This window comes from Lentzea guizhouensis, from assembly GCF_001701025.1.
Lineage (GTDB): Bacteria > Actinomycetota > Actinomycetes > Mycobacteriales > Pseudonocardiaceae > Lentzea > Lentzea guizhouensis.
The window spans coordinates 434,841-459,573 of sequence record NZ_CP016793.1; the positions used below are offsets into that span (position 1 = coordinate 434,841).

Consider the following 24,733-nt stretch of genomic DNA (forward strand, 5'->3'; position numbering starts at 1 on the left):
AGTACCCTCGCACGCGTGGAAGTCACGTTCGACGCTGAAGATCCCTCCGCGCTGGCGGCGTTCTGGTCCGAGTTCGCGGGTGACGAGATCGAGCTGACGTTCGTGTGGAGCGACGCGCCGAAGATCGAGAAGAACCGGGTGCACCTCGACCTGGCGTCGACCTCGCCGGAGAACCAGGCGGACATCGTGGCGCGGGCGCTGGAGCTCGGCGCCGAGCACGCCGACGTCGGGCAGCGCGACGTGCCGTGGGTGGTGCTGCGGGACCCGCAGGGCAACGAGTTCTGCGTCCTCGAACCCAGGCCCGAGTACACCGGGGTGGTCGCGGCGGTGGTGGTCGACGCGCGTGACCCGCTCGCGGCGGCTCAGGCGACCGGGCACCCGGTGGTGCGCAGCGGTGACGGGTTCGCCTCGGTGCGGCCGGAAGCCGGCGGGCCGTGGCTGGAGTTCGTGCGCACCGACGACGCCGACCCGTTCGCGAACCGCGTCCGCGTGCGGTGGGCGGCACCGGTGGTGTGACCGGGTTTCAGACCTCGGCGGACAGCCCTGCCAGCGCGGCAGGTCCCCAGCCGGTCGGGTCGTCGCCGGGAGGGACCATCGCCAGTGCGTGCCAGAGCAGCAGGACGTCCCACCAGCCCGCCTCGTCCGGGGTCAGCGGGCGCACGGACTCGTAGCCGCGGCGGAACTCCGCGTGGACCTCGGCCGGTACCGGGCCCCAGTCGCGGAACCGGGTGCCGAGCAGGACGGCCGACCGGGTGAGCTCGACGACCCGGTGGTCGAACCGGGCCTCCTCGAAGTCGAGGACCGCGACGACCTCGGTTCCGGCGCACAGCACGTTGGCGGCACGGAAGTCGTGGTGACCGAGCTGCGTCGGCAACCGGCCGGGTGGCGTGCCGGCGAGCAACCGGCGCAGGGTGTCGCGGGCAGGTGCTGTGCCCTGTCGAGCCAGTCGGTGATCCGGACCGGCAACGGGCGCGGCCGCTCGGCGAGTGCGGCGACCTCGTCGGCGGCGGGGTAGGTGGCGAGCGCGTCCTGCAACCGGGCCAGCGTCGCGCCGGCAGCTCGCACCTCGGCGGGATCGGTGGTGTCGAGCAGGTCCCCCGCGATCTCGCGTTGCAGACCGATCGACGTGCCGTCGACCTCGACCTGCCGCCGGCCGTCCAGCGCGGGGACCGGTGCCGAGACCGGCAGCCCTTGCTCGTCCAGCCAGGCCGTCAGCTCCGCCGTCGCGGCGAGCTTCGGGAAACGCCACGGCACGACAGACCACTTCACGAGCAACTGACTGATATATCGGTGCCAATATGCGATATCCGATATATCAGCGAGTTCGGCGCCAATATACCGGATATCGCATATTGGGTATTGGATATCGCGGACCCGAGCTGCGGAGCTACAGGGCGGCCAGGCGCTCGCGGAGCGTGTCGAGGCCCATCGAGCCCATTTCGAGGGCCTGCTGGTGGAACTGCTTCAGGTCGAAGTCGGCACCCTTGCGCGTCCGGGCGTCCTCGCGGGCGGCGAGCCAGAGGCGTTCGCCGATCTTGTACGCCGGGGCCTGACCGGCCCAGCCGAGGTAGCGGTCGATCTCGTCGTGGACGTGCGCGGGCTCGGACAGCGTCCTGGTGAGCATGAACTCCAGGCCGAGCTCGGGCGTCCACCGCTCGCCGGGGTGGAAGCCGGTGCCCTGCGGGATCTCCAGCTCCAGGTGCATGCCGATGTCGATGATGACGCGGGCCGCGCGGAACAGGTGGGCGTCGAGCATGCCGAGCAGGTCGCCGTCGTCGTCGAGGTAGCCGAGCTCGCGCATGAGGCGTTCCGAGTACAGCGCCCAGCCCTCGCCGTGACCCGACACCCAGCACATGAGGCGCTGGAAGTCGTTCAGCGTCTCCGACTGGTACACCGCCGTCGCGCACTGCAGGTGATGCCCCGGCACACCCTCGTGGTAGACCGTCGAGGTCTCGCGCCAGGTCGGGAACACCGTCTTGCCCTCGGCGATCGACCACCACATGCGGCCGGGCCGGGAGAAGTCCGCGGTCGGCGGCGTGTAGTAGGCGCCGACACCACCGCCGGGCGGTGCGATCTTGCACTCGAGGTTCATCAGCGCGTCGGGCAGGTCGAAGTGCACGTCGCGCAGGTCCAGCAGGGCCTTGTCGGACAGCTCCTGCATCCACGCCTGGAGGCCGGCCTGGCCGTGCACCTGGTAGCGGGGGTGCTCGTCCAGGTAGGCCGCGGTCTCCGCCAGCGTGGCACCCGGCTTCAGCCGCGCCGCGACCTGCTTCATCTCGGCCTCGATGCCGAGAAACTCCTCCCAGCCCCACGCGTACGCCTCGGCCAGGTCGAGCCGCGACCCGGTGAAGTACCGCGAGCCGAGCCGGTAGCGCTCCTCACCGACGGCGTCCTTCTCCGGCGCCAGCGGAGCGAGCGTGGTGCGCAGGAACGACGCGAACTCGGCGTACGCGGCGGACGCCGCCGCCGCACCCGAGTCAAGGTCGGCGCGCACCGAAGCCGGGACGTCCGCCTTGGCCACGAAGGAGCCGAAGAACGAACCGGCCCACGTGTCGCACTGCTCCGCCACCTTGGTCACCTGGCGCACGGCGGACACGTTGCCCTGGGACGCGGCGTGTGAGAGCGAAGCGCGCAGACCGGACAAAGAGCCGGGTACCGCCGCCAGACGACGCCCGATCGTGGCCCATTGCTCGGGCGTGTCGGCCGGCATCTGGTCGAAGATGTCGCGCACCGACTGGATGGGGCTCGCGATGACGTTCAGCGAGGACTCGACCAGGCCGGCGGCGTAGAGCTCGCGTTCGAGGCCGTTGCGTTCCAGGAACACGGCTTTCGCGGCAGCCTCCGAAGCATCCGCGGGCTCGGTGGCCTCGATGTCGGCGAGCGCGCGGGCGGCGAGCTCGTCACGCGCCGCGTGGCCCTCCGGGGAGAAGTCCGTCATCTTGTCGTCCGAGCCGGCGAACCCCAGGCTGGTGGCCGTGATCGGGTCCAACGCCACGTAGTCGGTGACGTACTTGTTGCTGATGTCGTGCACGGATGCCATGGCCGCAGACGCTACCTCGCGCCTCAGAACGCCAAAAGGTAGTTAGTCAAGCTCACGACCAAAGGAGGGACTGCGTCGTCCGGGGCGCCCTGGCAGGATGTCCGCCGTGCGTAGATCCTCGGCACTGCTCGTGCCGGTCTTCCTCCTGCTCACCCTGTTCTCGTTGAGCGGTTGTGTTCGCGTGTACGCGGCCATGGCCGTGTCCGAGGACGACCGCATCTCCGGTGAGATCGTCGCGGCCACGCCGCCGACGCAGGACAACGACCCTGGACCCCAGCTCAAGGTGCCGCCGGAGCTCGCGAGCCGGGTGACCACCAAGCCGTACCGGGTGGAGTCGTACGCGGGCACGCAGCTGTTCTTCAACGGGCTGTCGTTCGAGGAGATGCGCACGCTGTCCACCTCCACCAGCTCGTCGAACAGTCGCTACAGCCTGAACTTCCGCCGCTCCGGCGACCTGGTCACGCTGTCCGGCTCGGTCGACCTGACCCAGGTGCCGGTGGAACGCGCGGACATCCAGGTCAAGGTCAGCTTCCCCGGCAAGATCGTGAACACCAACGGCCGCGAGGAGGACAACAACACGATCGCGTGGTCTCCGAAGCCCGGTCAGGCGTCGATGCTGCAGGCCACCGTGCAGTACGCGGGCGAGAACTCCAGCTCGTTCTTCGGCTGGGCCTTGCTCGTCGCGGGACTCACCGGTGGTGCCGCGCTGATCGTCGTCGTGCTCGCGCTGATCGCCCACAAGCGCAACGTGACGGTCTAGGCGCGCGTCACCAGTCCCAGGCGCCCCAGCACTTCCCGCGTCGCCTTGGCCCGGTTCATCGTGTAGAAGTGCAACGCGGGCACGCCCTCGTCGAGCAGCCGCTGGCACATCTCGGTCGCGATGTCGATGCCGGTCGCGCGGAACCCGGCCGGGTCGTCGGCGTAGCGGTCCAGCCGGCGGGCCAGCTCCACCGGCAGGTCGGCGCCGGACAGCTCCACGATCTTCGTCAGCGCGCGCGACGACAGCATCGGCATGATGCCCGGCAGCAACGTCGCGGTGCAGCCGGTCGCGGCCACGCTGTCGCGCATCCGCAGGAACGGCTCCGGCTCGTGGAACAGCTGCGCCACCGCGTAGTCCGCACCGGCCTGCAGCTTGCGCACCAGGAACTTCACGTCCGTCGCGAGGTCACCGGAGCGCGGGTGCCCGTACGGGAACGCCGCCACCCCCACGCAGAAGTCACCGAGCTCGCGCACGAGCCGGACGAGCTCCTCGGCGTAGGTCAGGCCCTGCGGGTGCGCGACCCACTCGCCCATCGGGTCGCCAGGAGGGTCGCCGCGCAGCGCCAGCACGTTGCGCACGCCGACGGCGGCGTACCAGCCGATCACGTTGCGCAGCTCGGCCACCGAGTGGTCGACGGCGGTGAGGTGGGCGACCGGCAGCAGCGTCGTCTCCTGCGCGACCCGGGCGGTGGCGCGGATCGTGCGGTCACGGCTCGAGCCGCCGGCGCCGTAGGTGATCGAGACGAACGCCGGGTCGAGCGCCTCCAGCTCGCGCACCGCCGTCCAGAGGATGCGCTCGTCGTCGGCGTTCCTCGGCGGGAGGAACTCGACCGAGAACTTGGGGGACTGCCCCTGCAGCCGCTCCACCACCGACGTCATGTCCACCAGCCTAGTGGCTGGTCCGCTAGGTGAGAGCCTCGCTCAGGATGTGGTACGCGGCCCCGAGATGCGAGTGGTACCGGACACAGCGGACCATGGACATGTGCCCCACCACCCCATCGACGTCGCACTGCCCACGCACGTCGAAGAAGCGCTGACCACGTACCTGGCCTCCCGGCGCGCGTCCGGCGAGGCGATGGACCCGAGCTTCGCGAGTGCGGTGGACGCGCTCTCCGGCTTCGTTCTGGGCGGCGGCAAGCGCATCCGCCCGACCTACGCGTGGTGGGGCTGGCGCGCGGCGGGTGGCGACCCGGACGGCGAGCTCGCCGCCGAGGTGCTCACGGCGGTCAGCTCGCTGGAGCTGATCCAGGCGTGCGCGCTGATCCACGACGACCTGATGGACGCCTCCTCGGTGCGCCGGGGCAAGCCGACCGTGCACATCGCGTTCGGCGCGCGGCACCGCGAGCAGGGCTGGCTCGGTTCGCCGGAGCGGTTCGGCATGTCGGCCGCGGTGCTGATCGGTGACATCGCGCTGGCCTGGGCGGACGACATGTTGTTCGCCGCGGGGCTGCCGGCCGAGGTGCTGCGCCGGATGAGCGAGCCATGGCGGGACATGCGCACCGAGATGCTCGCCGGCCAGTACCTCGACGTGCTCACCCAGGCGCGCGGTGACTCCTCGGCCGACGCGGCACTGCGGATCGACCGGCTCAAGACCGCCGCCTACACCGTCGAACGGCCGCTGCACATGGGCGCGGCGATGGCGGGAGGCTCGCCGGAGCTGATCGACGGGCTGCGGCGGTTCGGTGCCGACATCGGCGTCGCGTTCCAGCTGCGCGACGACCTGCTCGGCGTGTTCGGCGACCCGGAGGTGACCGGCAAGCCCGCCGGTGACGACCTCGCCGAGGGCAAGCGCACGCTGCTCGTCGCGCTGGGCATGCAGTTCGGTGCCGATATATTGGATATCACGTTGGGCAGGCCGGACCTTGACCTGGCCACTGTCGAGGAGGTCCGCCGCCAGCTCGTCGAGGTCGGCGCCGTCGACGCCGTCGAGGAACGCATCGAGGACCTCACGAAGAGCGCCCTCGCCGCGCTCGACGACTCCCCCGTCGCCGAACCGGCCGCCGCGAAGCTCGCCGACCTCGCGATCAGTTCGACCAAGCGGACCTTCTGAGAACGATCACGACACGCCCCGCGTGTGTGCTGATTAACTCCTCGTGACCAGTCAGGGCCGTTGCTTGCTGACGCTTCCGCGCCTTGTGCAACGATGTTCGGGCGATGGCTGCAACTCCGTCCCTTCCCCGTACGAGCTCCGAGGTGACTCCACAGGAGCCTCTTGAAGCTGTGCTCGAGAAGAACCCCTACGCCATCCCCATCCGCACGACCATGCTCGGCCTGCTGGGCGTCACCCTGGTCGCATTGGGCGGAATGGGCGCGGGCGCGATCCTCCAGCGGGACCCGCTGCTCACGAAGGTCGGCCTGAGCTGGTTGCGCTACGGCCACGGCCACGACCTCGCGAGCATGGTGCTCTACCTCGGCCTGGGTCTGGTGATCTGGGCGTGGGTCCGCCTGGGCCGTCTCGTGCGGTGGGGCGAGATCGGTGACTTCGCGGTACTGGTCGCGGTGACGGTCTGGACGTTGCCGCTGCTGTTCGCGCCGCCGTTGTTCAGCAAGGACATCTACAGCTACCTGGCGCAGGGCCAGCTCGCGCTGACCGGCTACGACCCGTACGAGGTCGGGCCCGCGGTGCTGCAGAGCACGCTCAGCGACAACGTCAGCTGGGTCTGGCAGCACACGCCGGCACCGTACGGGCCGCTGTTCATCCTCATCGCGAAGGCGATCGTGTGGGTGACGGACGCGAGCGTGATCCTCGGCGTCGTCACGATGCGCTTCGCCCTGGCCGGTGGCCTGGTGCTGCTGTGCTGGTCACTGCCGGGGCTCGCGCGGCACCTGGGCGGCAAGTCGTCGATGGCGCTGTGGCTGGTGGCGGCGAACCCGTTGCTGCTGGTCCACCTGATCGGCGGCGCGCACAACGACCTGCTGATGATCGGGCTGATGGCGGCCGGTGTGCTGCTGGTGCTCGACCGCAGGCACGTGCTGGGCTTCGTGCTGCTGGGTCTCGCGTTCTCGGTGAAGGCGACGGCGATCGTGGTGGCGCCGTTCCTGGTGTGGATCTGGGCGGCCCGGCTGGAGGGCGACAAACGCGCCCGGTTCCGCAAGGCGCTGCTGCCCGGTGTGGCGGCGTTCGTCGGGGCGTTTGTCGCGTGCACGCTGATCGCGGGGGTCAGCCTCGGCTGGATCCCGGCGCTGCGCAGCTCGTCGATGATCATCAACTGGCTGTCGCTGCCGAGCGCGGTCGGCGACTTCGTGCGGATGGTCGTCAACTGGTTCGTCTACGTCGACGGCGGCATCTTCCTCGGCGTCGCGCGGGCGCTCGGGTCGGTCGTGCTGGTGTGGATCGCGTACACGCAGTGGTGGGCCGCGCGCGACGGCGAGGTCCGCGACGCCGTCCGGCGCGGCGCGGTGACGATGCTGGCGGTCGCGCTGCTGTCGCCCGCCACGCTGCCGTGGTACTTCAGCTGGCCGCTGGCGCTGGCCGCCGGGTTCGCGTGGTCCACGGGCGCACTGGTGACGGTGTCGCTCGCGTCGGTGTTCCTGCTGCTGGTGACGTTCCCCAACGGCGACACGGCGCTGTACTCGTGGGGCTACCTGTTCTTCGCACTGCTGGTGTCCGCGCTCGCGGCCCGGTCGCTGGTGAAGCCGGACCCGTTCGGCCTGTCCACCCGCTACGAATGAGCATCGGCCCGTCGAGCCTGGCCTCCGCCTATGCCGCGTGTCGCCGGGTGAACGCGCGGTACGGCAAGACGTTCTTCCTCGCGACGACCCTGCTGCGCGCCGACCAGCGGCCGGCGGTGCACGCGCTGTACGCGTTCGCGCGGTGGGCCGACGAGATCGTCGACGCCGCCGACGTGCCGGACCGGGCCGGTGAGCTCGACCGGCTGGAACGGCTGCTCGGCGAGGAGCCGTCGAACCCGGTGCTGCTCGCGCTGGCGGACACGGTGCGCCGCTACGGCATCGACCGGGAGCTGTTCACCGAGTTCCTCGCGTCGATGCGGATGGACCTCGACGTCACCGAGTACGCCGACCTGACCGCGCTCGGCGGCTACATGCGCGGGTCGGCCGAGGTCATCGGGCTGCAGATGCTGCCGGTGCTCGGCACGGTCGTGCCAGGGGCAGAGGCCGAGCCGTTCGCGGCGCGGCTCGGGGTGGCGTTCCAGCTCACGAACTTCCTGCGCGACGTCGGCGAAGACCTCGACCGCGGCCGGGTCTATCTCCCGTTAGACGTTCTAACGGCGCATGGCGTCGACCGCGAGCTCTTGCAATGGGTCCGTCGCCATCGTCGTGCAAACGTCCGGGTGCAAAGGGTTCTTGACGAGCTCGTCGCGTACTCGCATGCGATATATCAGTCGGCTGAGCCGGGGATCGGGATGCTGTCGGCGACGTCGCGGCCATGCATCAGGACGGCGTTCACGCTCTACCGCGACATCCTCGGCCTGGTGAGCTGCGAGGTGCTGTGGCGGCGGGTGGCGGTGCCGAACGCGCGCCGGCTCGCCGTGGCAGTGCCCGGCGCCGGCCGGGCACTGCTCGCACGAGCGATGAACAGATGAAGCCGGCGTCAGATGACGACCACGCCGACGATGTTCGAGGTCGCGGAGGCGTAGACGGTCGTTCCCGGGAAGTAGAGGCGCAGGTCGGCGGAAGCGTCGATGGTGAGCTTCGCGGTGAACGTCGCGTTCGGCTGACACGACCGCGTGTAGATGGTGGTCCAGGCCGACACCCCGACGCGGACCTGTGCGAACACGTCCAGCCCGAGCGTGAGCTGACGTTCGCCGGAGGTGCCCAGCTTGCCCTTGATCTGGAGCTGGTCGCCCTTCTTGACCTTGACCTTCGCGCCGCCCGCGTCGAGTTCGAGCTTGGTCGGCTTGGCTTGCACGGACGGTGCCGCGGTCGCCGCCACGGGCGAGAGCAGCAGGCCGAGGGCGGTGAGACCGGCGACGAGCGTTTTGGTGGTCATGTCCACCAGTTCAGGGGTTCCGGACGCCTCTCGCCTGCGGAGACGCCCGGAACCGCTGCATCGGGTGAACTAGAAGCCCATGGCCTGGGCGCGTCGCTTTACCTCGCGCCCACGGTCTCCGCGCAATGCTTCGATCGGAGTGCCAGGAAGGCTGTCGTCCTCGGCGAACAGCCAGCGCAGGATCTCGTCCGTGGAGAAGCCCTGGTCGCGCAGCACCGTGATGGTGCCGGGCAGACCCTTCACCACCCCTGCGGCGGCGAGGAACGCTTCGGGAACGACGAGGACGCCGTCCCGCCGCTCGGCGAGCAGTTGCCCGTCGCGCAGCAGTTGGTGGACCCGGGTGACCGGAAGTCCCAATCGGTCGGCCACCTCCGGGAGGGGAAGAACCTCCAGGTCGGCAGCCAGTACATCCGCAGCGGCAGGAATCGCACTCACGGGGGTCACGATGCCATAACTCAACTGTGAACGCCCTTCCGCCAACCGGGTCATCCTGAGCTTTACCATCTCGCACTGTGGAGAGGTCGGTTTCGAACGTGATGGGTGGACTGCTCGAGCAGCGCTACCGGGTGGACTCCGTGCTCGCGCGCGGTGGCATGTCCACCGTCTATCGAGGTCGCGACACCCGCCTTGACCGCGAGGTCGCCGTGAAGGTGATGGATCCTCGCCTGACCGCGGACCCCGCGTTCGTCGCGCGTTTCGAGCGCGAGGCGCGTGCGTCGGCACAGCTGCACCACCCGGCCGTGGTGTCCGTGCACGACCAGGGCGTCGACGGTGACCAGGTGTACCTGGTGATGGAGCTGATCGACGGCGGCAACCTGCGTGACCTGCTGAACCAGCGCGGCAAGCTCCCTCCCGCCACGGCGCTGAGCGTGCTGGGCCCGGTGCTGTCCGCGCTGGGTGCGGCCCACCGAGCCGGTCTCGTGCACCGCGACGTGAAGCCGGAGAACGTGCTGATCGGGTCGGCAGGCCAGGTCAAGGTCGCCGACTTCGGGCTGGCGCGCGCGATCGGCGAGAACGGCGTCACCAGCGACAGCGAGATCCTCGGCACCGTCGCCTACCTCTCCCCCGAACAGGTGGAGACCGGCTCGGCGGACGCGCGCAGTGACGTCTACTCGGCCGGGATCGTGCTCTACGAGATGCTGGCCGGACAGGCGCCCTACCGCGGCGACACGCCCATCTCGGTGGCCTACCAGCACGTGAGCTCGGACGTCCCGTCCGTCCCCGGGATCCCGCTGGCCCTGGACACGCTGGTGCGCAAGGCGACCCGGCGCGACCCGGCGTTGCGACCGGCGAACGCGGACGCGTTCCTCGCCGAGCTCGAACGCGTGGGCGCGGAACTGGGCCTCACGCCGCAGCCGGTGCCCGTTCCCGGCACGGCGCCGGAGAACGACAAGACCGTCGTGATGCGGCCGGTCCCGGTCGCCGTGGGCGCCACGCCGGTTCCGGTGGCCGAGGCGACCACTCCGGTGCGCAAGTCGGCGATGACCACCGTGCACACCGGCCCCCCGACGCCCGCCGCGGCCACGCGCACGATGCCGCGGCCCGAGCAGCCCCGTCGTCGCCCGCCGGCACGCCGCAAGAAGGTCGACGCGGCCGAGGAGGAGCGCAAGCGCAAGAAGCGGCTCATGGTGATCTGGGGGTCCGTGGGCGCCGTCGTGGTGCTGATCGCCGGGCTGTTCACCTGGTACCTCAGCGCGAGCCGCTGGACGAACGTGCCGGAGGTGTCCGGGCAGTCGGAGGCGAACGCGACCCGGTTGCTGTCGGGCGCGGACCTCACAGCGCTGGTCGTGCGGGAGCCGTCGAACACCGTGCCGCTCGGGCAGGTCATCCGCTCCGAGCCGGGCAACGGCACCGAACTGCGCAAGAACGAGTCCGTGAAGCTCATCGTGTCGCGGGGCAAGCCCGTCGTGCCGTTCGTGAACGTCGGGGTCGAGGTGGAGGCCGCGACCAAGGAGATCGAGGCGGTCGGCCTGACGGCGGCCAAGGACCCGGCGAAGGACGCGTTCCACGACACCGTGCCCATCGGCAAGGTCGTGGCGCTCGACCCGCGGCCCGGCACCGCGCTGGAGATCGGCAAGCCGGTCACGCTGGTGCTGAGCAAGGGCCCGGCGCCGCGGGTGACCGTGCCCGACCTGCGGGGCAAGAAGAAGGACGAGGCGTTCGCCGAGCTGCAGCGCCTGGGCCTCGAGCCGGTGGAGGGTGGCGGCCAGAACGGCGGCAACCCGGACGACCTGCGGGTGACCCGCACCGACCCGGCGGCCAACACGGTGCTGGAGGTCGGATCGAGCAAGCGCGTCACGGTGTTCTTCGAGGACAACAGCGAGATCGAGGTGCCGGACGTCACCCGCAAGAAGGTCCGCGAGGCCAAGGAGGAGCTCGAACGCCTCGGTTTCCGGGTCGAGGTCGAGTTCAACAAGAGCGGCAACGCGACCGTGGTGAACCAGGACCCGCAGCCCCGCAGCAAGGTCAAGCGCGGTACCGAGATCAAGATCTTCGGTCTGTAGCTGGGAAGAGCGAAGGGCCCCGCGTTCCCGACGCGGGGCCCTTCGCTCTTCAGCTCGTCTTCAGGAGACCTACGAGCGCAGCATCTCGGCGACGAGGAACGCCAGCTCCAGCGACTGCTGGGTGTTCAGGCGCGGGTCGCAGGCCGTCTCGTAGCGGCCGGCGAGGTCGTCGTCGGAGATCTCCTGCGCGCCGCCCAGGCACTCGGTGACGTCCTCACCCGTGAGCTCGATGTGGATGCCGCCGGGGTGCGTGCCCAGGCGCCGGTGCACCTCGAAGAAGCCCTGGACCTCGTCGACGATGCGGTCGAAGTGGCGGGTCTTGTAGCCGGTGCTCGACTCGTGGGTGTTGCCGTGCATCGGGTCGCACTGCCAGATGACCTTGTGGCCGCTGGCCTCGACCTTCTCGATGATCGCCGGCAGCACGTCGCGCACCTTCTGGTTGCCCATGCGCGAGATCAGCGTCAGGCGACCCGGCTCGCCCCGCGGGTCGAGGCGCTCGACGTACTCGACGGCCATCTCCGGCGACGTCGACGGGCCGATCTTGAGGCCGATCGGGTTCGCCAGCAGCTCCGCGAACGCGATGTGCGCGCCGTCGAGCTGACGGGTGCGCTCACCGATCCACACGAAGTGCGACGACAGGTCGTACAGCCTCGGCTGGTCGCCCGTGGTGTCCAGGCGCAGCAGGGCGCGCTCGTAGTCGAGCAGCAGCGCCTCGTGCGACGCGAAGATCTCGGTGCCGTGCAGCGACTGGTCGGTGACACCGCACGCCGACATGAAGCGCAGGCCGCGGTCGATCTCACCGGCCAGCGCCTCGTAGCGCTCACCGGCGGGCGAGGTGCGCACGAAGTCGCGGTTCCAGTCGTGCACGCGGTGCAGGTCCGCGAGGCCGGCACCGGTGAGGGCGCGCAGCAGGTTCATCGCGGCACCGGCGTTCGCGTACGCGCGGATCATCCGGCCCGGGTCCGGGATGCGGGCCTCGGGCGTGGCGACCAGGGAGTTGATGATGTCGCCGCGGTAGGACGGCAGGCCGAGCGCGTCGATGTTCGACGACCGCGGCTTGGCGTACTGGCCGGCGATGCGGCCGACCTTGACGACCGGCAGGCTCGCGCCGTAGGTGAGGACTACGGCCATCTGCAGCAGGGTCCGGATGTTCGCGCGGATGTGCGGCTCGGTGTTGTCCGCGAACGTCTCGGCGCAGTCACCGCCCTGCAGCAGAAACGCCTCACCGTTCGCGACCTGCGCCAGTTGCGCGTGCAGCCGGTCGATCTCGGCGGGCACGGTGATCGGCGGCACGCTCTCGAGCACGGTCCGCACGCGACGCACCTGTTCGGCGTCGGGCCATTCGGGCTGCTGGGCTGCCGGACGCGACAGGGCGTCGTCCAGGCGCTTGCGCATCTCGGGAGGCAGCGGCGGAAGCTCGGGAAGCGTGTCGATGGGCACGTCCACGGTCCAGTTCACGCTGCTCAGCTTAGTTGTTCCACACTGAGAGACCGGGCCGGGCTCCCTCAGCCGTCACCCGGGGTTCGCCTCGTGATCCACGACCGGTTGACTGGCGGGTTTCCGGCCGATGTCTGTCAGTTGTCAACGATCACGGCGGCCACCCGCCCTCTGCCCAGTTGAGACGTCGCATTGCATGATTGCGCCATGGAAGCCACCCGATTGGATGACAGCACCGCGAGCAGGCTGCTGGGCATCGCGATCGACAACATCCAGCGCGACCACCCGGTGCACTGGACGCACGTGATCGACGGCGACGACCGGCTCGTGCCGCAACGGGTGCTGCACCCGGTGTTCGCCGGGTCGTTCGACTGGCACTCGTGCGTGCACCAGACGTGGCTGGCCGTCCGGCTGCTGCGGCTGCGGCCGTCGCTGGCCGGCGCGGACCTGGCCAGGGACGCGCTGGACAAGCTGGTCACGCACGACAACTGCGCCGTGGAGGCGTCGTTCTTCGCCTCGCCGGCCGGGCGGCACTGGGAGCGGCCGTACGGGTGGGCGTGGCTGCTGCTGCTCGATGCGGAGCTGCGGACCTCGGGGCTGCCGTGGTCGGTGGCGCCGATCGCGGACGTGCTGCGCGACCGGTGGCTGGAGTGGATCTCCGCGGCCCGGCTGCCGATCCGCACGGGCACGCACAGCAACACGGCGTTCGCGACCGGCCTGGTGTTCGACGCGGCTCAGGTGACCGGGGACTTCGAGCTGGCGTCGGCGTGCGTCGACGCCGCGCTGCGGTGGCACCGCGACGAGAAGGCCTACGGCGGGTTCGAGCCGGACGCGGCCGACTTCCTCTCCCCCGCACTGACGACGGCCGATCTGATGCGGCGTGCGCTGGACACCGCGGAGTTCGGGGCCTGGCTCGACGCGTACCTGCCGGAGCTCGACTCGCCACGGTGGCGTTCGCTGCGCGAACCCTTCCCGGTCGACGACCCGAGCGACCCGTACGGCTCGCACCTGGCCGGGCTCGCGCTGTCCCGCGCCTGGAACTGGGAGGCCATCGCGGACTCGCTGCCGACCGGGCACCGCTACACCGAGCTGGCCCGCACGGCTTCTGCCGCACACCGCGAAGCCGGGTGGACCTACGTGTTCGGCGGTCACGGCTACATGGCCGACCACTGGCTCGGCACGTTCGCCGCCTACCTCGACGTGAAGGCCTTCTGACCAGCACGAATCCCTTCTTATGCAAAAGACGTTTGCGGACGACCGCAAACGTCTTTTGCATAAGCTGATGTATCGGTCAGCAGCCCGCTGCCGGATCAGGCGCCGAAGAAGACCTCGGCCTCTTCGTAGCGCTCGGTCGGCACGGTCTTGAGCTCGGCGGTCGCCTCGGACAGCTTCACGCGCACGATCTCGGTGCCGCGCAGCGCGACCATGGTGCCGAAGTCACCAGCCGCGACGGCGTCGACGGCGTGCAGGCCGAAGCGGGTCGCGAGCACGCGGTCGTAGGCGGTCGGCGTGCCACCGCGCTGGATGTGGCCGAGGATGGCCGCGCGGGACTCCTTGCCGGTGCGGTCCGCGATCTCCTCCGCGAGCCACTGGCCGACGCCACCGAGGCGGACGTGGCCGAACGCGTCGCGCTCACCGGAGTGCAGCACCTCGGCGCCACCCTCGGGCATCGCGCCCTCGGCGACGACGATGATCGGCGCGAACTCGCGCTCGAAGCGGCGCTCGACCCACTCGACGACCTTGTCGACGTTGAACGGGCGCTCCGGGACGAGGATGACGTTCGCGCCACCCGCGAGACCCGAGTGCAGCGCGATCCAGCCCGCGTGCCGGCCCATGACCTCGACGACGAGCGCACGGTGGTGCGACTCGGCCGTGGTGCGCAGGCGGTCGATGGCCTCGGTCGCGATGTGCACGGCCGTGTCGAAGCCGAAGGTGTAGTCCGTGGCGCCGAGGTCGTTGTCGATCGTCTTCGGCACACCGACGACGCCGATGCCGTCGTCGGTCAGCTTCTTGGCGACACCGAGGGTGTCCTCGCCGCCGATCGCGACGATGGCGTCGATCTGGTTCGCCGCGATGGTCTCGCGGATGCGGTCGACACCGCCCTCGACCTTGTACGGGTTCGTGCGCGACGAGCCCAGGATCGTGCCACCGCGGGTGAGGATCTCCTCGACGTCCGTGAGGCCGATCGGCTTGGTGAGGTTCTCGATCGGACCCTGCCACCCGTTGCGGAACCCGACGATCTCCCAGCCGTGTGCCTTGATGCCCTTGCGGACCACGGCCCGGATCACGGCGTTCAGACCGGGGCAGTCACCACCGCCAGTGAGCACACCGATGCGCATCTGCTTCCCACTCTCTCGTGTCCTGTGTCACTCAGACTTTCACGAGCTGTATCGGTGCAGCAACGCGGGTCTCACTCACCGGACTGGAAAGCCGGTTTTGAGCCGGTGTTCCTCGATCACCTTCCAGCGCGCGAGGTTGTGCCGGGCGTCGGCGAGCGCGTCGTGGGCGTCGACCGGCGGGGTCGGCAGCTTGGGCTTGCCGACGTCCTCCCAGCGCTGCCGCAGGTCGCGTGTGAACCGCGGCAGGGCACGCGGCAACGCCGGCATGGCTCCCCACAGCTGTGCGAGCGCCACGTGGTCGTAGGCGGCGAACCAGGCCCACAGCTCCACGTCGTCACGGGCTGCCTTGCGCGCGCCGAGGAAGTCCAGCAGGTCCTCGCGAATGCGCTCACGGCTGCGCCACGCCTTGTCCGCGGGCGACGGCAGCTGGTTGAGAACGTTCTGCCGCACCCACGGCCCCGCGCGTTCGGGGTCGAACTCGGTGGACACGGCGTAGAACTCGCGGCCTTCCTCGTCGACCACACCGATCGACACGAGGTCGATCGTCACCCCGTCCTCGATGAACTCACAGTCGTAGAAAAACCGCACCGCGACACCCTAGGGGTAGCGGTCAGCCGACCTTCTTCTCGGGCACCCGGTCGCTCGGCCCGCCCTGTTCCGGCACGTCGGCGGACTGTTCCTTGGCCTTCGCCGCGTAGACGTCGACGTACTCCTGGCCGGAGAGCTCCATCAGGGCGTACATGATCTCGTCGGTGATCGACCGCAGCACGAACCGGTCGCCGGACAGGCCCTCGTAGCGGGAGAAGTCGAGCGGCTTGCCGATCTTGATGCGGATCGGGTACGGCTTCCACATCTTCGAGCCGATGGGGTTGGCCTTGTCCGTGCCGAACATCGCCACCGGGATGACCGGCGCACCGGACTCCAGCGCGATCCACGCGACGCCGACCTTGCCCTTGTAGAGCCGGGCGTCAGGCGACCGCGTGCCCTCGGGGTAGATGCCGAGCAGCTTGCCCTCGCGCACGATCCGCACACCGGTGTCGAGCGCGCCCTGCGCGGCGGAGGCGCTGGACCGGTCGATCGGCACCTGGCCGACGCCGGAGAAGAACCACTTCTGCAGCTTGCCCTTGATCCCGGTGCCGGTGAAGTACTCGATCTTGGCGGGGAACGTGACCCGCCGCGACAGCATCAGCGGCAGGAAGAACGAGTCGGAGACGGCGAGGTGGTTGCTCGCCAGGATGGCGCCGCCGTCTTTCGGGATGTTCTCGGCGCCCTCGATGATCTTGGGCTGGAAGAACAGCCGCAAGACGGGTCCCAGGAGGACGTGCTTCATCATCCAGTACAGCACAGCGGGAAGCGCCTCCCTAGACACCGAACCTTGATCCCGGCAACCAGCCTACGGAGCCGACCGCTGCTCACACAACGAGTCCTCAGCCAGTGCGTCACGCGGTGACTGAGCCGACTGCCGTAACCCGCAACACATCGAGGCCGTGCAACGATGTGGGGTCAGAGGGTTGCGGCACACGGAGAGGCTCTGGATGAACGCCCGGCGCGACTCGACCGACGGCCCCGAGAACGTCGACGAGCTCTTTGCCGAGATCGTCGCGGGTCTCGAACGGGACGGGGTCGGCAAGGACTGGCTCGACCTCGACGAGGCGGGCACGGAAGACACCCAGTCACGGGACACCAAGACACGCGACGTTCCGGACGAGGACACCTACTCCGAGCCAGAGGACGACGACGACCGCGACCGGCCGGAACCCGACGACCACTATGTTCCGCCGGAACCGCCGCCGTTCCCGGTGCTGCGCGCGTCGACGATCGTGGCGCTCGTGATCCTGGTGCTGGGCATCGTGCTGCTGGTGGCCCCCGGCCTCTTCGGCCTGCACGCGAGTCTGGGCACGCCGCTGTCGCTGGTGGCCCTGTGCGCCGGCATCGGCCTGCTCATCCTGCGCATGCGGAACACCCCGCCGCCGGACTCCGGATGGGACGACGGCGCTCAGGTGTGACACGTCACCGCCGAGCTGATAACGGCGTGATAACGGCCACTCAAACCTTCAGATAACGTTTCGGTCATGCTTACGGTGTCGGCATGGACCAGATGCAGCACCTGATGATGGCCCGCGCCCTGGCGACCTTGACCAAGAAGGACGCTGAACGCGCCAAGCGCCGCCGCCCCCGCATCCTGCGCGTGCTCGGCCGCTAGCTCCGGCGCCTCTTTCCGACTGCCCGGAGACTACCGCGACCCGCTCCACCCCGACTCCCCACGCTCGCGCAGGCGTCCCCCGCGAAGGGGGACCCCTTGCTTTCATTCTCCTCGCGAAGACCGACAGTCCCGTGGCCCTCAGTGCCGAAGCCGGGAATTTCGGACCGGGTGTTCGCGGCGGGCGAACAGACCCCGACACGCCCGCCGCGTCACTCCTCAAGCGACCTCGCTGCTGCCTCCCAGCCGTTGCAACGACCCGCCCTTGCAACGTTGCTCGGCCACCAACGCACCGCTCAACCGATATATCAGTTGCCTCGCCGCGCGCTGACCTGCCGCTTAGCAACAAGTCTTTTGACAACGTCCGCAAAAGACTTGTTGCAAAGGTGGGCCGGGCGTGGGCTTGAAGAGGTGGGCGGTCAGTCGGAGGACGAGCGGTGCGGGTGCAGGGCGCTGGGCTTGTGGACGGCGTCGCGGCCGCTCTTGTCGCTGCGGACGCGGTACTGCGGCTCGTCCTCCGTGGCCTTCACCTTGCGGCCGGCGGCCTGCTTGGTCTCGGTGATCTCCTCTTCGACCTTGCCGTGGGTGCGGCTGCCGTGACTGGACCACTCGACCTCGTCGCCGGGCTTGTACGGGTGCTTCTCGCTCATCGTCCTGCCTCCGTCGCGTTGCGTCATTCGGCGCAACCACGGGTACCCGACCGCCGGGCATCGACACGGACGAGAGGACAGGCACGTGGGCGACGAGGAGAAGACGCGCAAGGACTTCGGCGACGCGGTGAACATGACCGCGGGGCAGCTCGAGAAGTGGCTCGGCACGGACGAGTCGAAGGCGGTCGGCGCCAAGAGTGGCGACAACGACGGCGAGTCGACCGGGCACGCGTCCGGGCGGCGCATCGTGAAGCTGCTGCAGACGAAGCAGGGCGACCTGACCGACGACGACTACGGGCACATGCGCAAGGTCGTCGGGTACGTGCACCGCCACCTCGCCCAGCGGCCCGACCAGTCCAAGAGCGAGCTCGAAGGCAGCCGCTGGCGCCACTCGCTGATGAACTGGGGACACGACCCGCTCAAGAGCTGACGACGCCCTCGAGAGCTGACGGCACGGGACAGCTCACAGCCGCGGGCAGCCGACCAGGGCCGAGCGAGCGGCTAGGAGCGGCGGGAGTGGTTGCGGGCCATCGACGCGACCATCTCGCGCGCCAAGGTCGCCGCGCCCACGATGCCGGCGTCGTCGCCGAGCTGCGCGGTGCGGATGCGGGCCAGCGGGCGGCCGGCGCCGGTCACGAGGCGTAGTGCTCGCGGGCGTCGTGAGGAACAGCGGCGACCCGACACCCTCCCCGATGACGATCACCTCGGGGTCGTAGACGTCGGCCACGAGCGCCAGGCCCTCGCGCCAGCGCGCCAGGTCGGCCAGCGCGCGCTTGGCCAGCGGGTCGCCGTCGCGGGCCGCACCGGCGACGCGGCGACCGGTCACGGCGCGTGAGTCACCGGCGGCCTCGCGGGCGAGCACGGTGGAGACACCGGGGTGCTTGGCCAGCAGCTCCACGGCGGTCGCACTGAGTGCGGTGCCACTGCAGTAGCGCTCCCAGCAGCCGTTCTTGCCGCACGGGCATGGACGGCCATTGGGCACCACGCGCAGATGCCCGAGTTCGGGTGCAACGCCGTAAGCGCCGCGGAAGACCTCACCGTTCAACAGCAGCGAAGCGCCGATACCGGTCCCGATGGCCACCAGCACAGCGGTCTTGGCACCGCGCGCAGCGCCGAAGCGGTGTTCGGCCAGAGCGGCGGCGTTCGCGTCGTGTTCCAGCACGACGGGCATGCCGAGACGGTCGCTCATGCGGTCCGCGACGTCCGCCTGCCGCCACGCCAGGTGCGGCGCGAACCGGACCGTGCGGCGGTCGGAGGCGATGAACCCGGCCACGGCGAGCCCGACGGCGTTCACCGCGTGCCGGTCCGCGACCTCCTCGACGGCGGCGACGAGCGCGTCCTCGAGAGCGCGTTCACCGGCGGGCGTCGGCGCGCGCGAGGTGTCGAGCACGGAGCCACGCGCGTCCACGACACCAGCGCGCACACTGGTGCCTCCGATATCAACCCCGACGGTGAGCACTAGTCGCTCTTCCTGACGACCTTGATGTGCTGCACGCGCTGGCCCGCGTCGGCCGGTTCACCCGGCGGCTCGGCAGACGGCGGCGCACCCGGCTCACGCAGAGCAGCGCGCAACACCGCCACCAGCCCGGCAGCGTGTTCGGCGGCCTTCGCGGCCAGCTCCGAACGGTCGCCACGCAGCAGTGCGACCCCGTTGCACACAGGGCACCAGCCGCACGTTTCCGGCGTGTGCGAGCCATCGCCCGCCTCCGCCACCCGCTGCAACCACGGCTGCATGCGCTCGGCGGCCGTGTCGATGAGCAGCCGCAGCTCCTCGGCGAGCTTGCCGCCGCTGTCGTTCTCGGTCATCACAAACTCCTGATCAGCGCCACAGCTTCGGGTCCGGGCGGAACCCCACCGTCACGCCACCCGCGTCCATCTCCGCACCGGTCACGATGCACCGCCTCAACAACGACGGCAGCGCCACGAGCCGACGCCGCCCATCGACGGTCAACGCCAGATCATCGCCAACGCGCGCGAGGTCCAGTTCCGTGTCATCGGCCAACGGCAACGCGATCCGCAGCGAGTACCGGGCGTCCAGACCACGCCCGCTGCCCGACACCTCCAGCATCGACTCCGCCACCACCGCCCCCGGCAACGGGTCCTCGCCGCCGTAGAGCTGCTCCGCGACCTCCAGCAACGCCGGCACGCCCACGGGTTCGGACGCGCGGTGGTCGACCGTGCGGATCTCGCCGATGCCGGTCAGCTCGGCGAGCACCGCGTCCTGCTCGTGCCGCCGCGTCCGCAGCCACGTCGCCGCCGCACCTCGCGCCGAGCCGGGCGAGGGCACCAGCCGGTTCGCGATCACGCTGTCCACCCGGATGCCCTGCAACGCCAACGCGGTCAGCGTCCGCCGGGTCTCCGCGGCGACCACGCGTTCCGGCGTCAGCACCAGCCGAACCGAACACGACGACGGGTCGGCGAGCATCGAGCGCAACGCGTCCAGCCGCTCCGCGAGCCTGCTCAGCGCGTCCGCCGTCGCGTCCCACTTCTCCACGGTCCCGGTACCCGCGACCCCCGCCAGCAGACCGCGCACCACGCGCCGGTGCGTCGGGAACAGCCTCTCCAGGTAGCCCGCGAACGCCTCGGGCAGCGACAGCAGCCGCAACGTCTCCGCCGTCGGCCCGCAGTCGACGACCACGACCTCCCACGGCCCGGTCGCGGCGAGCCGGCGCACCTCCGCGAGCGCGAGGAGCTCCTCCACGCCCGGCAGCACCGTCAGCTCCTCGGCGTCGAGCTCGTCGACCCCGGCACCGGCCAGCACCGTCCGCAGGTGCCCGCGCAGGTCACCCCACGCGTCGTCGACGAGCCCGCGCGGATCGACCTGACAGGCGAACAGACCACCCGCACCGTCCACTTCGGACGGCGCGGCACCCAGGCGCACGTCGAGCGCGTCGCCCAGCGAGTGCGCGGGATCGGTCGACACCACGAGCGCCTTGCGGCCGTGCGCCGCCAGCGTCGCCGCCGTCGCGGCGGCCAGAGTGGTCTTGCCGACCCCGCCCTTGCCGGTGAAGAGCAGGACCCGGCTCAAGCCGCCTTCTCCGCGCGCTTCTTGAGCTCCTTGAGCGCGGTGTCGAGGATCAGCTTCTCGGCTTTGCGCCGGAACAGGCCGATCATCGGGATCACCAGCTGCACCGACAGCGTGTAGGTGACCTTGGTACCGGTGCCGGACGGCTCCAGCACGTAGCTGCCGTGCTGCGACTTCTGCATGGTTCCCTTGACGAGGTTCCACTGCACCGAGAGGCCGTCGGGCGCCCAGTCGTACTTCAGGGTGTACTCGTCCTTGACGGGCCCCTGGTCGATCGCGAACCGCACCTGCTCGGCACGGCCGTCCGCGCTGGTGCCGAGGACCTCGACCTCCTTCATCCCGTTCGCCCAGTCCGGGTACGACGGGAAGTCCGCGATGATCGCCATGATCTTCTCAGGCGGCGCGTCGATGACGATGGACTGAGTGGACTCGTCGGCCATGTCTGGGGAGGTTACTCGCGTCTTCACCAGTTGAGGACGTGAGGCTTGCCGCTGCGCTGGAAGTGCCCGACGTTGATGCACTCGGTGTAGCCGATGCGCACGCGGCGGGCCAGCGGCTGGTGCACGTGTCCGAACACCGACCAGCGCGGACGTTCCCGCACGATCTTCTCCAACGCCGGCCGCGAGCCCCATTCCGGGCGGCGCGCCACGACGTCGTAGGTCAGGTCCGGGACCAACGGCGGAATGTGCGTGCACAGCACGTCGACCTGCCCCATCCGGTCCAACGCCGCCGCCATGTCGTCCTCCGTGCGCAGGTACGGGTACCACGGCGCGTTGGGGTTGCGCGCCACACCGGGCACCATCAGCCCACCGCCCGCGAACCCGAACCGCAGCCCGCCGATCTCCACCGCCGCGCCGTCGACGACGTGCACGCCGTCGCGCGCGAACTGCGGCCACAGGTGCGGACTGTCCACATTGCCCGGTGTCGCGTACGTCGGCGCCGACATCGCGGCGAACAACGCGTGGTACTGCTCCAGCACCGCTTCTTCCACCACGGCGCGCGCGTCGTTCAGACCGTCCCACAGGGACCGGATGTAGCTCGCCGTGTCGGCGCGCTGAGTGCCGCGGCGCAGCTCGGCGAAGATGCCGACCTTCTCCGGGCCGAAGACCCGGCCCATGATCCCTCTGGAATGGTCGTAGTAGTCGACGAAGTCGATGAGGTCGCCGAGGACGACGAGCGCGTCGGCCCCGTCACCGGCGCGCGCCAGCGCCTCCGCGTTGCCGTGCACATCCGAGACCACGTGAACCCGCACGTTCCCCAACTTAGTTGAACTGGACGGCGGTGGTTCGCGGGCGGCACGTCGACGATGATCACCCTGCCGGCGGGCAGCCGGCCGGGCGACCGTCCTCCAGGGTCAGCTTCAGGCCCAGTGCGACGGACTTCGCGGCCAGCTGACGGCGTTGCACCTCACGGAGGGCGTCGCGCGGGCGCAGCGAACCGGCCGGCGGATCAGCGCGGAGGAAGTAGTGCAGCAGGGTGCCGTCGAGCATCGGCTCGAGCCAGACCTCCATGGTGCCGACGAGCGCGCCGCCCACGGTCCAGCGCACCCCCTCGTCACCGCGGTCGGCGTACACGGACAGTTCGAGGTCCGGCCAGTACGACCGCCACGACGACGGAACGGAGAAGGCTGCGGCGACCACGCTGGGTGGCACCGCCAGGAAAGTCTCGTCGACGACGTCCACGCTGGCCATGAGGTCAAAAGGTAACGGAAGGGCGTACCAACCTTTGTATCGCCGGAATCACACGCTAAGTTTCCCCACCAGTAACAAATCATCGTACGGAGGTTGACGTGCGCGAGTTCAGCGTCCCCGCCACCGCCGCAGTGGCTCCTGAGGAGAACCTCACCGACATGGTGTGGGCCAACGCGGAACGGTTCGGCAACGCCGTCAGCTTCCGCAGGCAGGTAGACGGCACCTGGGTCGACATCACCGCCCGCGACTTCGCGGCGCAGGTCATGGCCGTGGCCAAGGGCATGATCGCCGCCGGTGTCGAGCACGGCGACCGCGTCGGCCTGGTCTCCAAGACCCGCTACGAGTGGTCGCTGCTCGACTTCGCCATCTGGGCGGCGGGCGGCGTCGTGGTGCCGATCTACGAGACCTCCTCGGCCGACCAGATCGAGTGGATCCTGTCCGACTCGGGCGCGAAGGCGGTGTTCGTCGAGGCCTCGCAGCACCGCGCGCTGGTCGACGAGGTCGTCGGCAAGCTCCCGGAGCTGCGGCACGTGTGGCAGATCGAGGGCTCCGCGCCCGCCGTCGACGAGCTCACGGCGCTGGGTGCCGAGATCACCGACGAGCAGGTGCACGAGCGCCGCGGCACGGTGAAGGCGGACGAGACGGCGACGCTCGTCTACACCTCCGGCACCACCGGCCGCCCCAAGGGCTGCACGCTGACGCACCGCAACCTGCTGTCCGAGGTGCGGTCCGCGCTCTCGCGGTTCCCGGAGATCCTCACGGCCGGCAACTCGCTGCTGCTGTTCCTGCCGCTCGCCCACATCCTGGCGCGCGCGCTGGCGTTGGCGTGTGTGTACTCGCGCGCGACGCTGGGCCACACCGCGGACGTGCAGAACCTCGTCGGCGACCTGGGCCAGTTCCGCCCGACGTTCGTCGTCGCCGTGCCGCGCGTGTTCGAGAAGGTCTACAACGGCGCGAAGCAGAAGGCGCACGCCGGCGGCAAGGGCAAGATCTTCGACGCCGCCGAGGCCACCTCGGTCGCGTACAGCCAGGCGCTCGACGACGGCGGCCCCGGCCTCGGGCTGCGGATCAAGCACGCGGTGTTCGACAAGCTGGTGTTCGCGAAGCTGAGGGCCGCCCTCGGTGGCCGCGCGGTCGCGGCCGTGTCGGGTGGCGCGCCGCTGGGTGACCGGCTGTCGCACTTCTTCCGCGGCGCGGGCATCCCGGTGTACGAGGGCTACGGCCTGACCGAGACGTCGGCGGCGGCGTGCGTGACGTTCAAGGGCCAGGAGAAGGTCGGCACGGTCGGCCTGCCGGTGCCCGGCACGTCGGTGCGCATCGCCGAGGACGGCGAGATCCTGATCAAGGGCGACATCGTCTTCACCGGCTACTGGAACAACGAGGCCGCCACCAAGGAGGCCTTGGAGGACGGCTGGTTCCACACCGGTGACATCGGCGAGCTCGACAGCGACGGCTTCCTGAAGATCACGGGCCGCAAGAAGGAGATCATCGTCACCGCCGGTGGCAAGAACGTCTCCCCCGCGCAGCTCGAGGACCGCATCCGGGCGCACCCGCTGATCTCGCAGTGCATGGTCGTCGGCGACAAGCAGCCGTTCATCGGCGCGCTGATCACGATCGACCCGGAGTTCTTCCCGACGTGGAAGGAGTCGCACGGCAAGCCGGCCTCCGCCGAGGTGCCCGACCTCGTCGAGGACGCCGACCTGCTGGCGGAGATCCAGGCCGTGGTGGACGAGGCGAACAAGTCGGTGTCCAAGGCGGAGGCGATCCGCAGGTTCCGGGTGCTGCCGGTGGACTTCACCGAGGCCGGTGGCGAGATGACGCCGTCGCTGAAGCTGAAGCGGTCGGTCGTGGCGACGACGTACGCCTCCGACATCGACGCGATCTACGCGAAGTAGGCCTGAACAGCGCGAAAGGCCCAGGAGCTGAGAGAGAGCTCCTGGGCCTTCCGACCCCCAGCGATCGTGATCCGCGAACTTCCGCGGAACCCGAGAAGTGTGTTGCCCCGGCCCCCCGACCGGGACGTGTAGAAGATTGCCGGACGTCGCTGACGTATCGCTGACGCGCCGATGTCACTCGGCGACAGCGCGCTAATAGGCTGTCCTGTGGAGGGGATCACCACGGTCGGTCAGCTGGCGCG

At 69.9% G+C, this 24,733-nt stretch carries 25 protein-coding genes and 1 pseudogene; 10 read left to right on the forward strand and 16 right to left on the reverse strand.

Features of this window, described 5'->3' with window-relative positions:
• Positions 1–15: 15 nt before the first annotated feature.
• Entirely contained in the window at positions 16–516 is a 501-nt protein-coding gene (locus BBK82_RS02075; protein ID WP_065913456.1) for a VOC family protein, read from the forward strand.
• A 7-nt stretch (positions 517–523) separates the two neighbouring features.
• Here the strand turns inward: BBK82_RS02075 and BBK82_RS47175 are convergent, their stop codons facing one another.
• Together BBK82_RS47175 and BBK82_RS02085 are read right to left on the reverse strand one after the other, a co-directional pair.
• Positions 524–1,264, reverse strand: coding sequence for a phosphotransferase (locus BBK82_RS47175; protein WP_335618040.1), 741 nt, complete (start codon positions 1,262–1,264; stop codon positions 524–526).
• Positions 1,265–1,387: 123 nt separating this feature from the next.
• A complete protein-coding gene (locus tag BBK82_RS02085; RefSeq protein WP_065913458.1) occupies positions 1,388–3,040 on the reverse strand; it encodes a DUF885 domain-containing protein in 1,653 nt (550 codons plus the stop codon).
• 97 nt (positions 3,041–3,137) lie between these two features.
• Between BBK82_RS02085 and BBK82_RS02090 the strand changes: the two genes are divergently transcribed.
• Positions 3,138–3,800 (forward strand): DUF3153 domain-containing protein, encoded by a 663-nt coding sequence (locus BBK82_RS02090; RefSeq protein ID WP_065913459.1) that lies wholly within the window; start codon positions 3,138–3,140, stop codon positions 3,798–3,800.
• Here the strand turns inward: BBK82_RS02090 and metF are convergent.
• Positions 3,797–4,678, reverse strand: coding sequence for a methylenetetrahydrofolate reductase [NAD(P)H] (gene metF, locus BBK82_RS02095; protein ID WP_065913460.1), 882 nt, complete (start codon positions 4,676–4,678; stop codon positions 3,797–3,799). The two genes, BBK82_RS02090 and metF, sit on opposite strands and share 4 nt — an antisense overlap.
• Positions 4,679–4,745: 67 nt before the next feature.
• Between metF and BBK82_RS02100 the strand changes: the two genes are divergently transcribed.
• The 3 genes from BBK82_RS02100 (at position 4,746) to BBK82_RS02110 (ending at position 8,343) form a co-directional block, all read left to right on the forward strand.
• Complete coding sequence (locus BBK82_RS02100; RefSeq protein WP_083267742.1) at positions 4,746–5,849, forward strand: polyprenyl synthetase family protein; 1,104 nt, start codon at positions 4,746–4,748, stop codon at positions 5,847–5,849.
• 170 nt (positions 5,850–6,019) lie between these two features.
• A complete protein-coding gene (gene mptB, locus BBK82_RS02105; protein ID WP_237048007.1) occupies positions 6,020–7,471 on the forward strand; it encodes a polyprenol phosphomannose-dependent alpha 1,6 mannosyltransferase MptB in 1,452 nt (483 codons plus the stop codon).
• Entirely contained in the window at positions 7,468–8,343 is an 876-nt protein-coding gene (locus BBK82_RS02110; protein WP_065913462.1) for a phytoene/squalene synthase family protein, read from the forward strand. The genes mptB and BBK82_RS02110 overlap by 4 nt, the downstream gene beginning before the upstream one ends.
• Positions 8,344–8,351: 8 nt before the next feature.
• On the opposite strand, the gene BBK82_RS02115 is transcribed toward BBK82_RS02110, so the two are convergent.
• Together BBK82_RS02115 and BBK82_RS02120 are read right to left on the reverse strand one after the other, a co-directional pair.
• Positions 8,352–8,750, reverse strand: a complete 399-nt coding sequence (locus BBK82_RS02115; protein WP_065913463.1) for a hypothetical protein — start codon at positions 8,748–8,750, stop codon at positions 8,352–8,354.
• Between the two features lie 69 nt (positions 8,751–8,819).
• Positions 8,820–9,185 carry an Rv2175c family DNA-binding protein gene (locus tag BBK82_RS02120; protein ID WP_237048008.1) on the reverse strand — a complete coding sequence of 122 codons (366 nt, stop codon included), beginning with the start codon at positions 9,183–9,185 and terminating at the stop codon, positions 8,820–8,822.
• A gap of 77 nt (positions 9,186–9,262) precedes the next feature.
• Here BBK82_RS02120 and pknB point away from each other — a divergent pair, with 77 nt between their 5' ends.
• Positions 9,263–11,254 (forward strand): Stk1 family PASTA domain-containing Ser/Thr kinase, encoded by a 1,992-nt coding sequence (gene pknB, locus BBK82_RS02125; RefSeq protein ID WP_065913464.1) that lies wholly within the window; start codon positions 9,263–9,265, stop codon positions 11,252–11,254.
• Between the two features lie 69 nt (positions 11,255–11,323).
• Here pknB and BBK82_RS02130 read toward each other — a convergent pair whose 3' ends face one another.
• Complete coding sequence (locus BBK82_RS02130) at positions 11,324–12,712, reverse strand: class II 3-deoxy-7-phosphoheptulonate synthase (RefSeq protein ID WP_065913465.1); 1,389 nt, start codon at positions 12,710–12,712, stop codon at positions 11,324–11,326.
• A gap of 186 nt (positions 12,713–12,898) precedes the next feature.
• Here BBK82_RS02130 and BBK82_RS02135 point away from each other — a divergent pair, with 186 nt between their 5' ends.
• The gene (locus tag BBK82_RS02135; RefSeq protein WP_065913466.1) at positions 12,899–13,906 is read left to right on the forward strand and encodes a DUF2891 domain-containing protein; all 1,008 of its coding nucleotides are present in this window, start codon (positions 12,899–12,901) and stop codon (positions 13,904–13,906) included.
• A 95-nt stretch (positions 13,907–14,001) separates the two neighbouring features.
• On the opposite strand, the gene BBK82_RS02140 is transcribed toward BBK82_RS02135, so the two are convergent.
• From BBK82_RS02140 to BBK82_RS02150, 3 genes are all read right to left on the reverse strand, one after another.
• Positions 14,002–15,030, reverse strand: a complete 1,029-nt coding sequence (locus BBK82_RS02140; protein WP_065913467.1) for a 6-phosphofructokinase — start codon at positions 15,028–15,030, stop codon at positions 14,002–14,004.
• A gap of 75 nt (positions 15,031–15,105) precedes the next feature.
• Positions 15,106–15,618 carry a polyadenylate-specific 3'-exoribonuclease AS gene (locus BBK82_RS02145; RefSeq protein ID WP_065913468.1) on the reverse strand — a complete coding sequence of 171 codons (513 nt, stop codon included), beginning with the start codon at positions 15,616–15,618 and terminating at the stop codon, positions 15,106–15,108.
• Positions 15,619–15,640: 22 nt separating this feature from the next.
• Positions 15,641–16,375, reverse strand: coding sequence for a lysophospholipid acyltransferase family protein (locus BBK82_RS02150; RefSeq protein WP_065913469.1), 735 nt, complete (start codon positions 16,373–16,375; stop codon positions 15,641–15,643).
• 190 nt (positions 16,376–16,565) lie between these two features.
• On the opposite strand from BBK82_RS02150, the gene BBK82_RS02155 reads away from it, so the two are divergent.
• Positions 16,566–17,036 (forward strand): hypothetical protein, encoded by a 471-nt coding sequence (locus BBK82_RS02155; protein ID WP_065920767.1) that lies wholly within the window; start codon positions 16,566–16,568, stop codon positions 17,034–17,036.
• A gap of 613 nt (positions 17,037–17,649) precedes the next feature.
• Here the strand turns inward: BBK82_RS02155 and BBK82_RS02160 are convergent.
• Positions 17,650–17,880 (reverse strand): hypervirulence associated TUDOR domain-containing protein, encoded by a 231-nt coding sequence (locus BBK82_RS02160; protein ID WP_154696998.1) that lies wholly within the window; start codon positions 17,878–17,880, stop codon positions 17,650–17,652.
• A gap of 85 nt (positions 17,881–17,965) precedes the next feature.
• Here BBK82_RS02160 and BBK82_RS02165 point away from each other — a divergent pair, with 85 nt between their 5' ends.
• On the forward strand, positions 17,966–18,310 hold the full coding sequence (locus BBK82_RS02165; protein ID WP_071812516.1) for a DUF3140 domain-containing protein: 345 nt from the start codon (positions 17,966–17,968) through the stop codon (positions 18,308–18,310).
• A 71-nt stretch (positions 18,311–18,381) separates the two neighbouring features.
• Here BBK82_RS02165 and BBK82_RS02170 read toward each other — a convergent pair.
• The 6 genes and pseudogenes from BBK82_RS02170 to BBK82_RS02195 form a co-directional block, all read right to left on the reverse strand.
• Positions 18,382–19,339: pseudogene (locus BBK82_RS02170) on the reverse strand (ROK family protein).
• Positions 19,339–19,686 (reverse strand): hypothetical protein, encoded by a 348-nt coding sequence (locus BBK82_RS02175; protein ID WP_065913471.1) that lies wholly within the window; start codon positions 19,684–19,686, stop codon positions 19,339–19,341. The pseudogene BBK82_RS02170 and the gene BBK82_RS02175 overlap by 1 nt, the downstream one beginning before the upstream one ends.
• 13 nt (positions 19,687–19,699) lie before the next feature.
• Positions 19,700–20,908 carry an ArsA family ATPase gene (locus tag BBK82_RS02180; RefSeq protein WP_065913472.1) on the reverse strand — a complete coding sequence of 403 codons (1,209 nt, stop codon included), beginning with the start codon at positions 20,906–20,908 and terminating at the stop codon, positions 19,700–19,702.
• Positions 20,905–21,345, reverse strand: coding sequence for an SRPBCC family protein (locus tag BBK82_RS02185; RefSeq protein ID WP_065913473.1), 441 nt, complete (start codon positions 21,343–21,345; stop codon positions 20,905–20,907). Before BBK82_RS02185 ends, BBK82_RS02180 begins: the two co-directional genes overlap by 4 nt.
• Positions 21,346–21,368: 23 nt before the next feature.
• Complete coding sequence (locus BBK82_RS02190; RefSeq protein WP_179953751.1) at positions 21,369–22,157, reverse strand: metallophosphoesterase family protein; 789 nt, start codon at positions 22,155–22,157, stop codon at positions 21,369–21,371.
• A 58-nt stretch (positions 22,158–22,215) separates the two neighbouring features.
• Complete coding sequence (locus BBK82_RS02195; protein ID WP_065913475.1) at positions 22,216–22,596, reverse strand: polyketide cyclase / dehydrase and lipid transport; 381 nt, start codon at positions 22,594–22,596, stop codon at positions 22,216–22,218.
• Between the two features lie 98 nt (positions 22,597–22,694).
• On the opposite strand from BBK82_RS02195, the gene BBK82_RS02200 reads away from it, so the two are divergent.
• A complete protein-coding gene (locus tag BBK82_RS02200; protein ID WP_065913476.1) occupies positions 22,695–24,491 on the forward strand; it encodes an AMP-dependent synthetase/ligase in 1,797 nt (598 codons plus the stop codon).
• Positions 24,492–24,733: the final 242 nt, after the last annotated feature.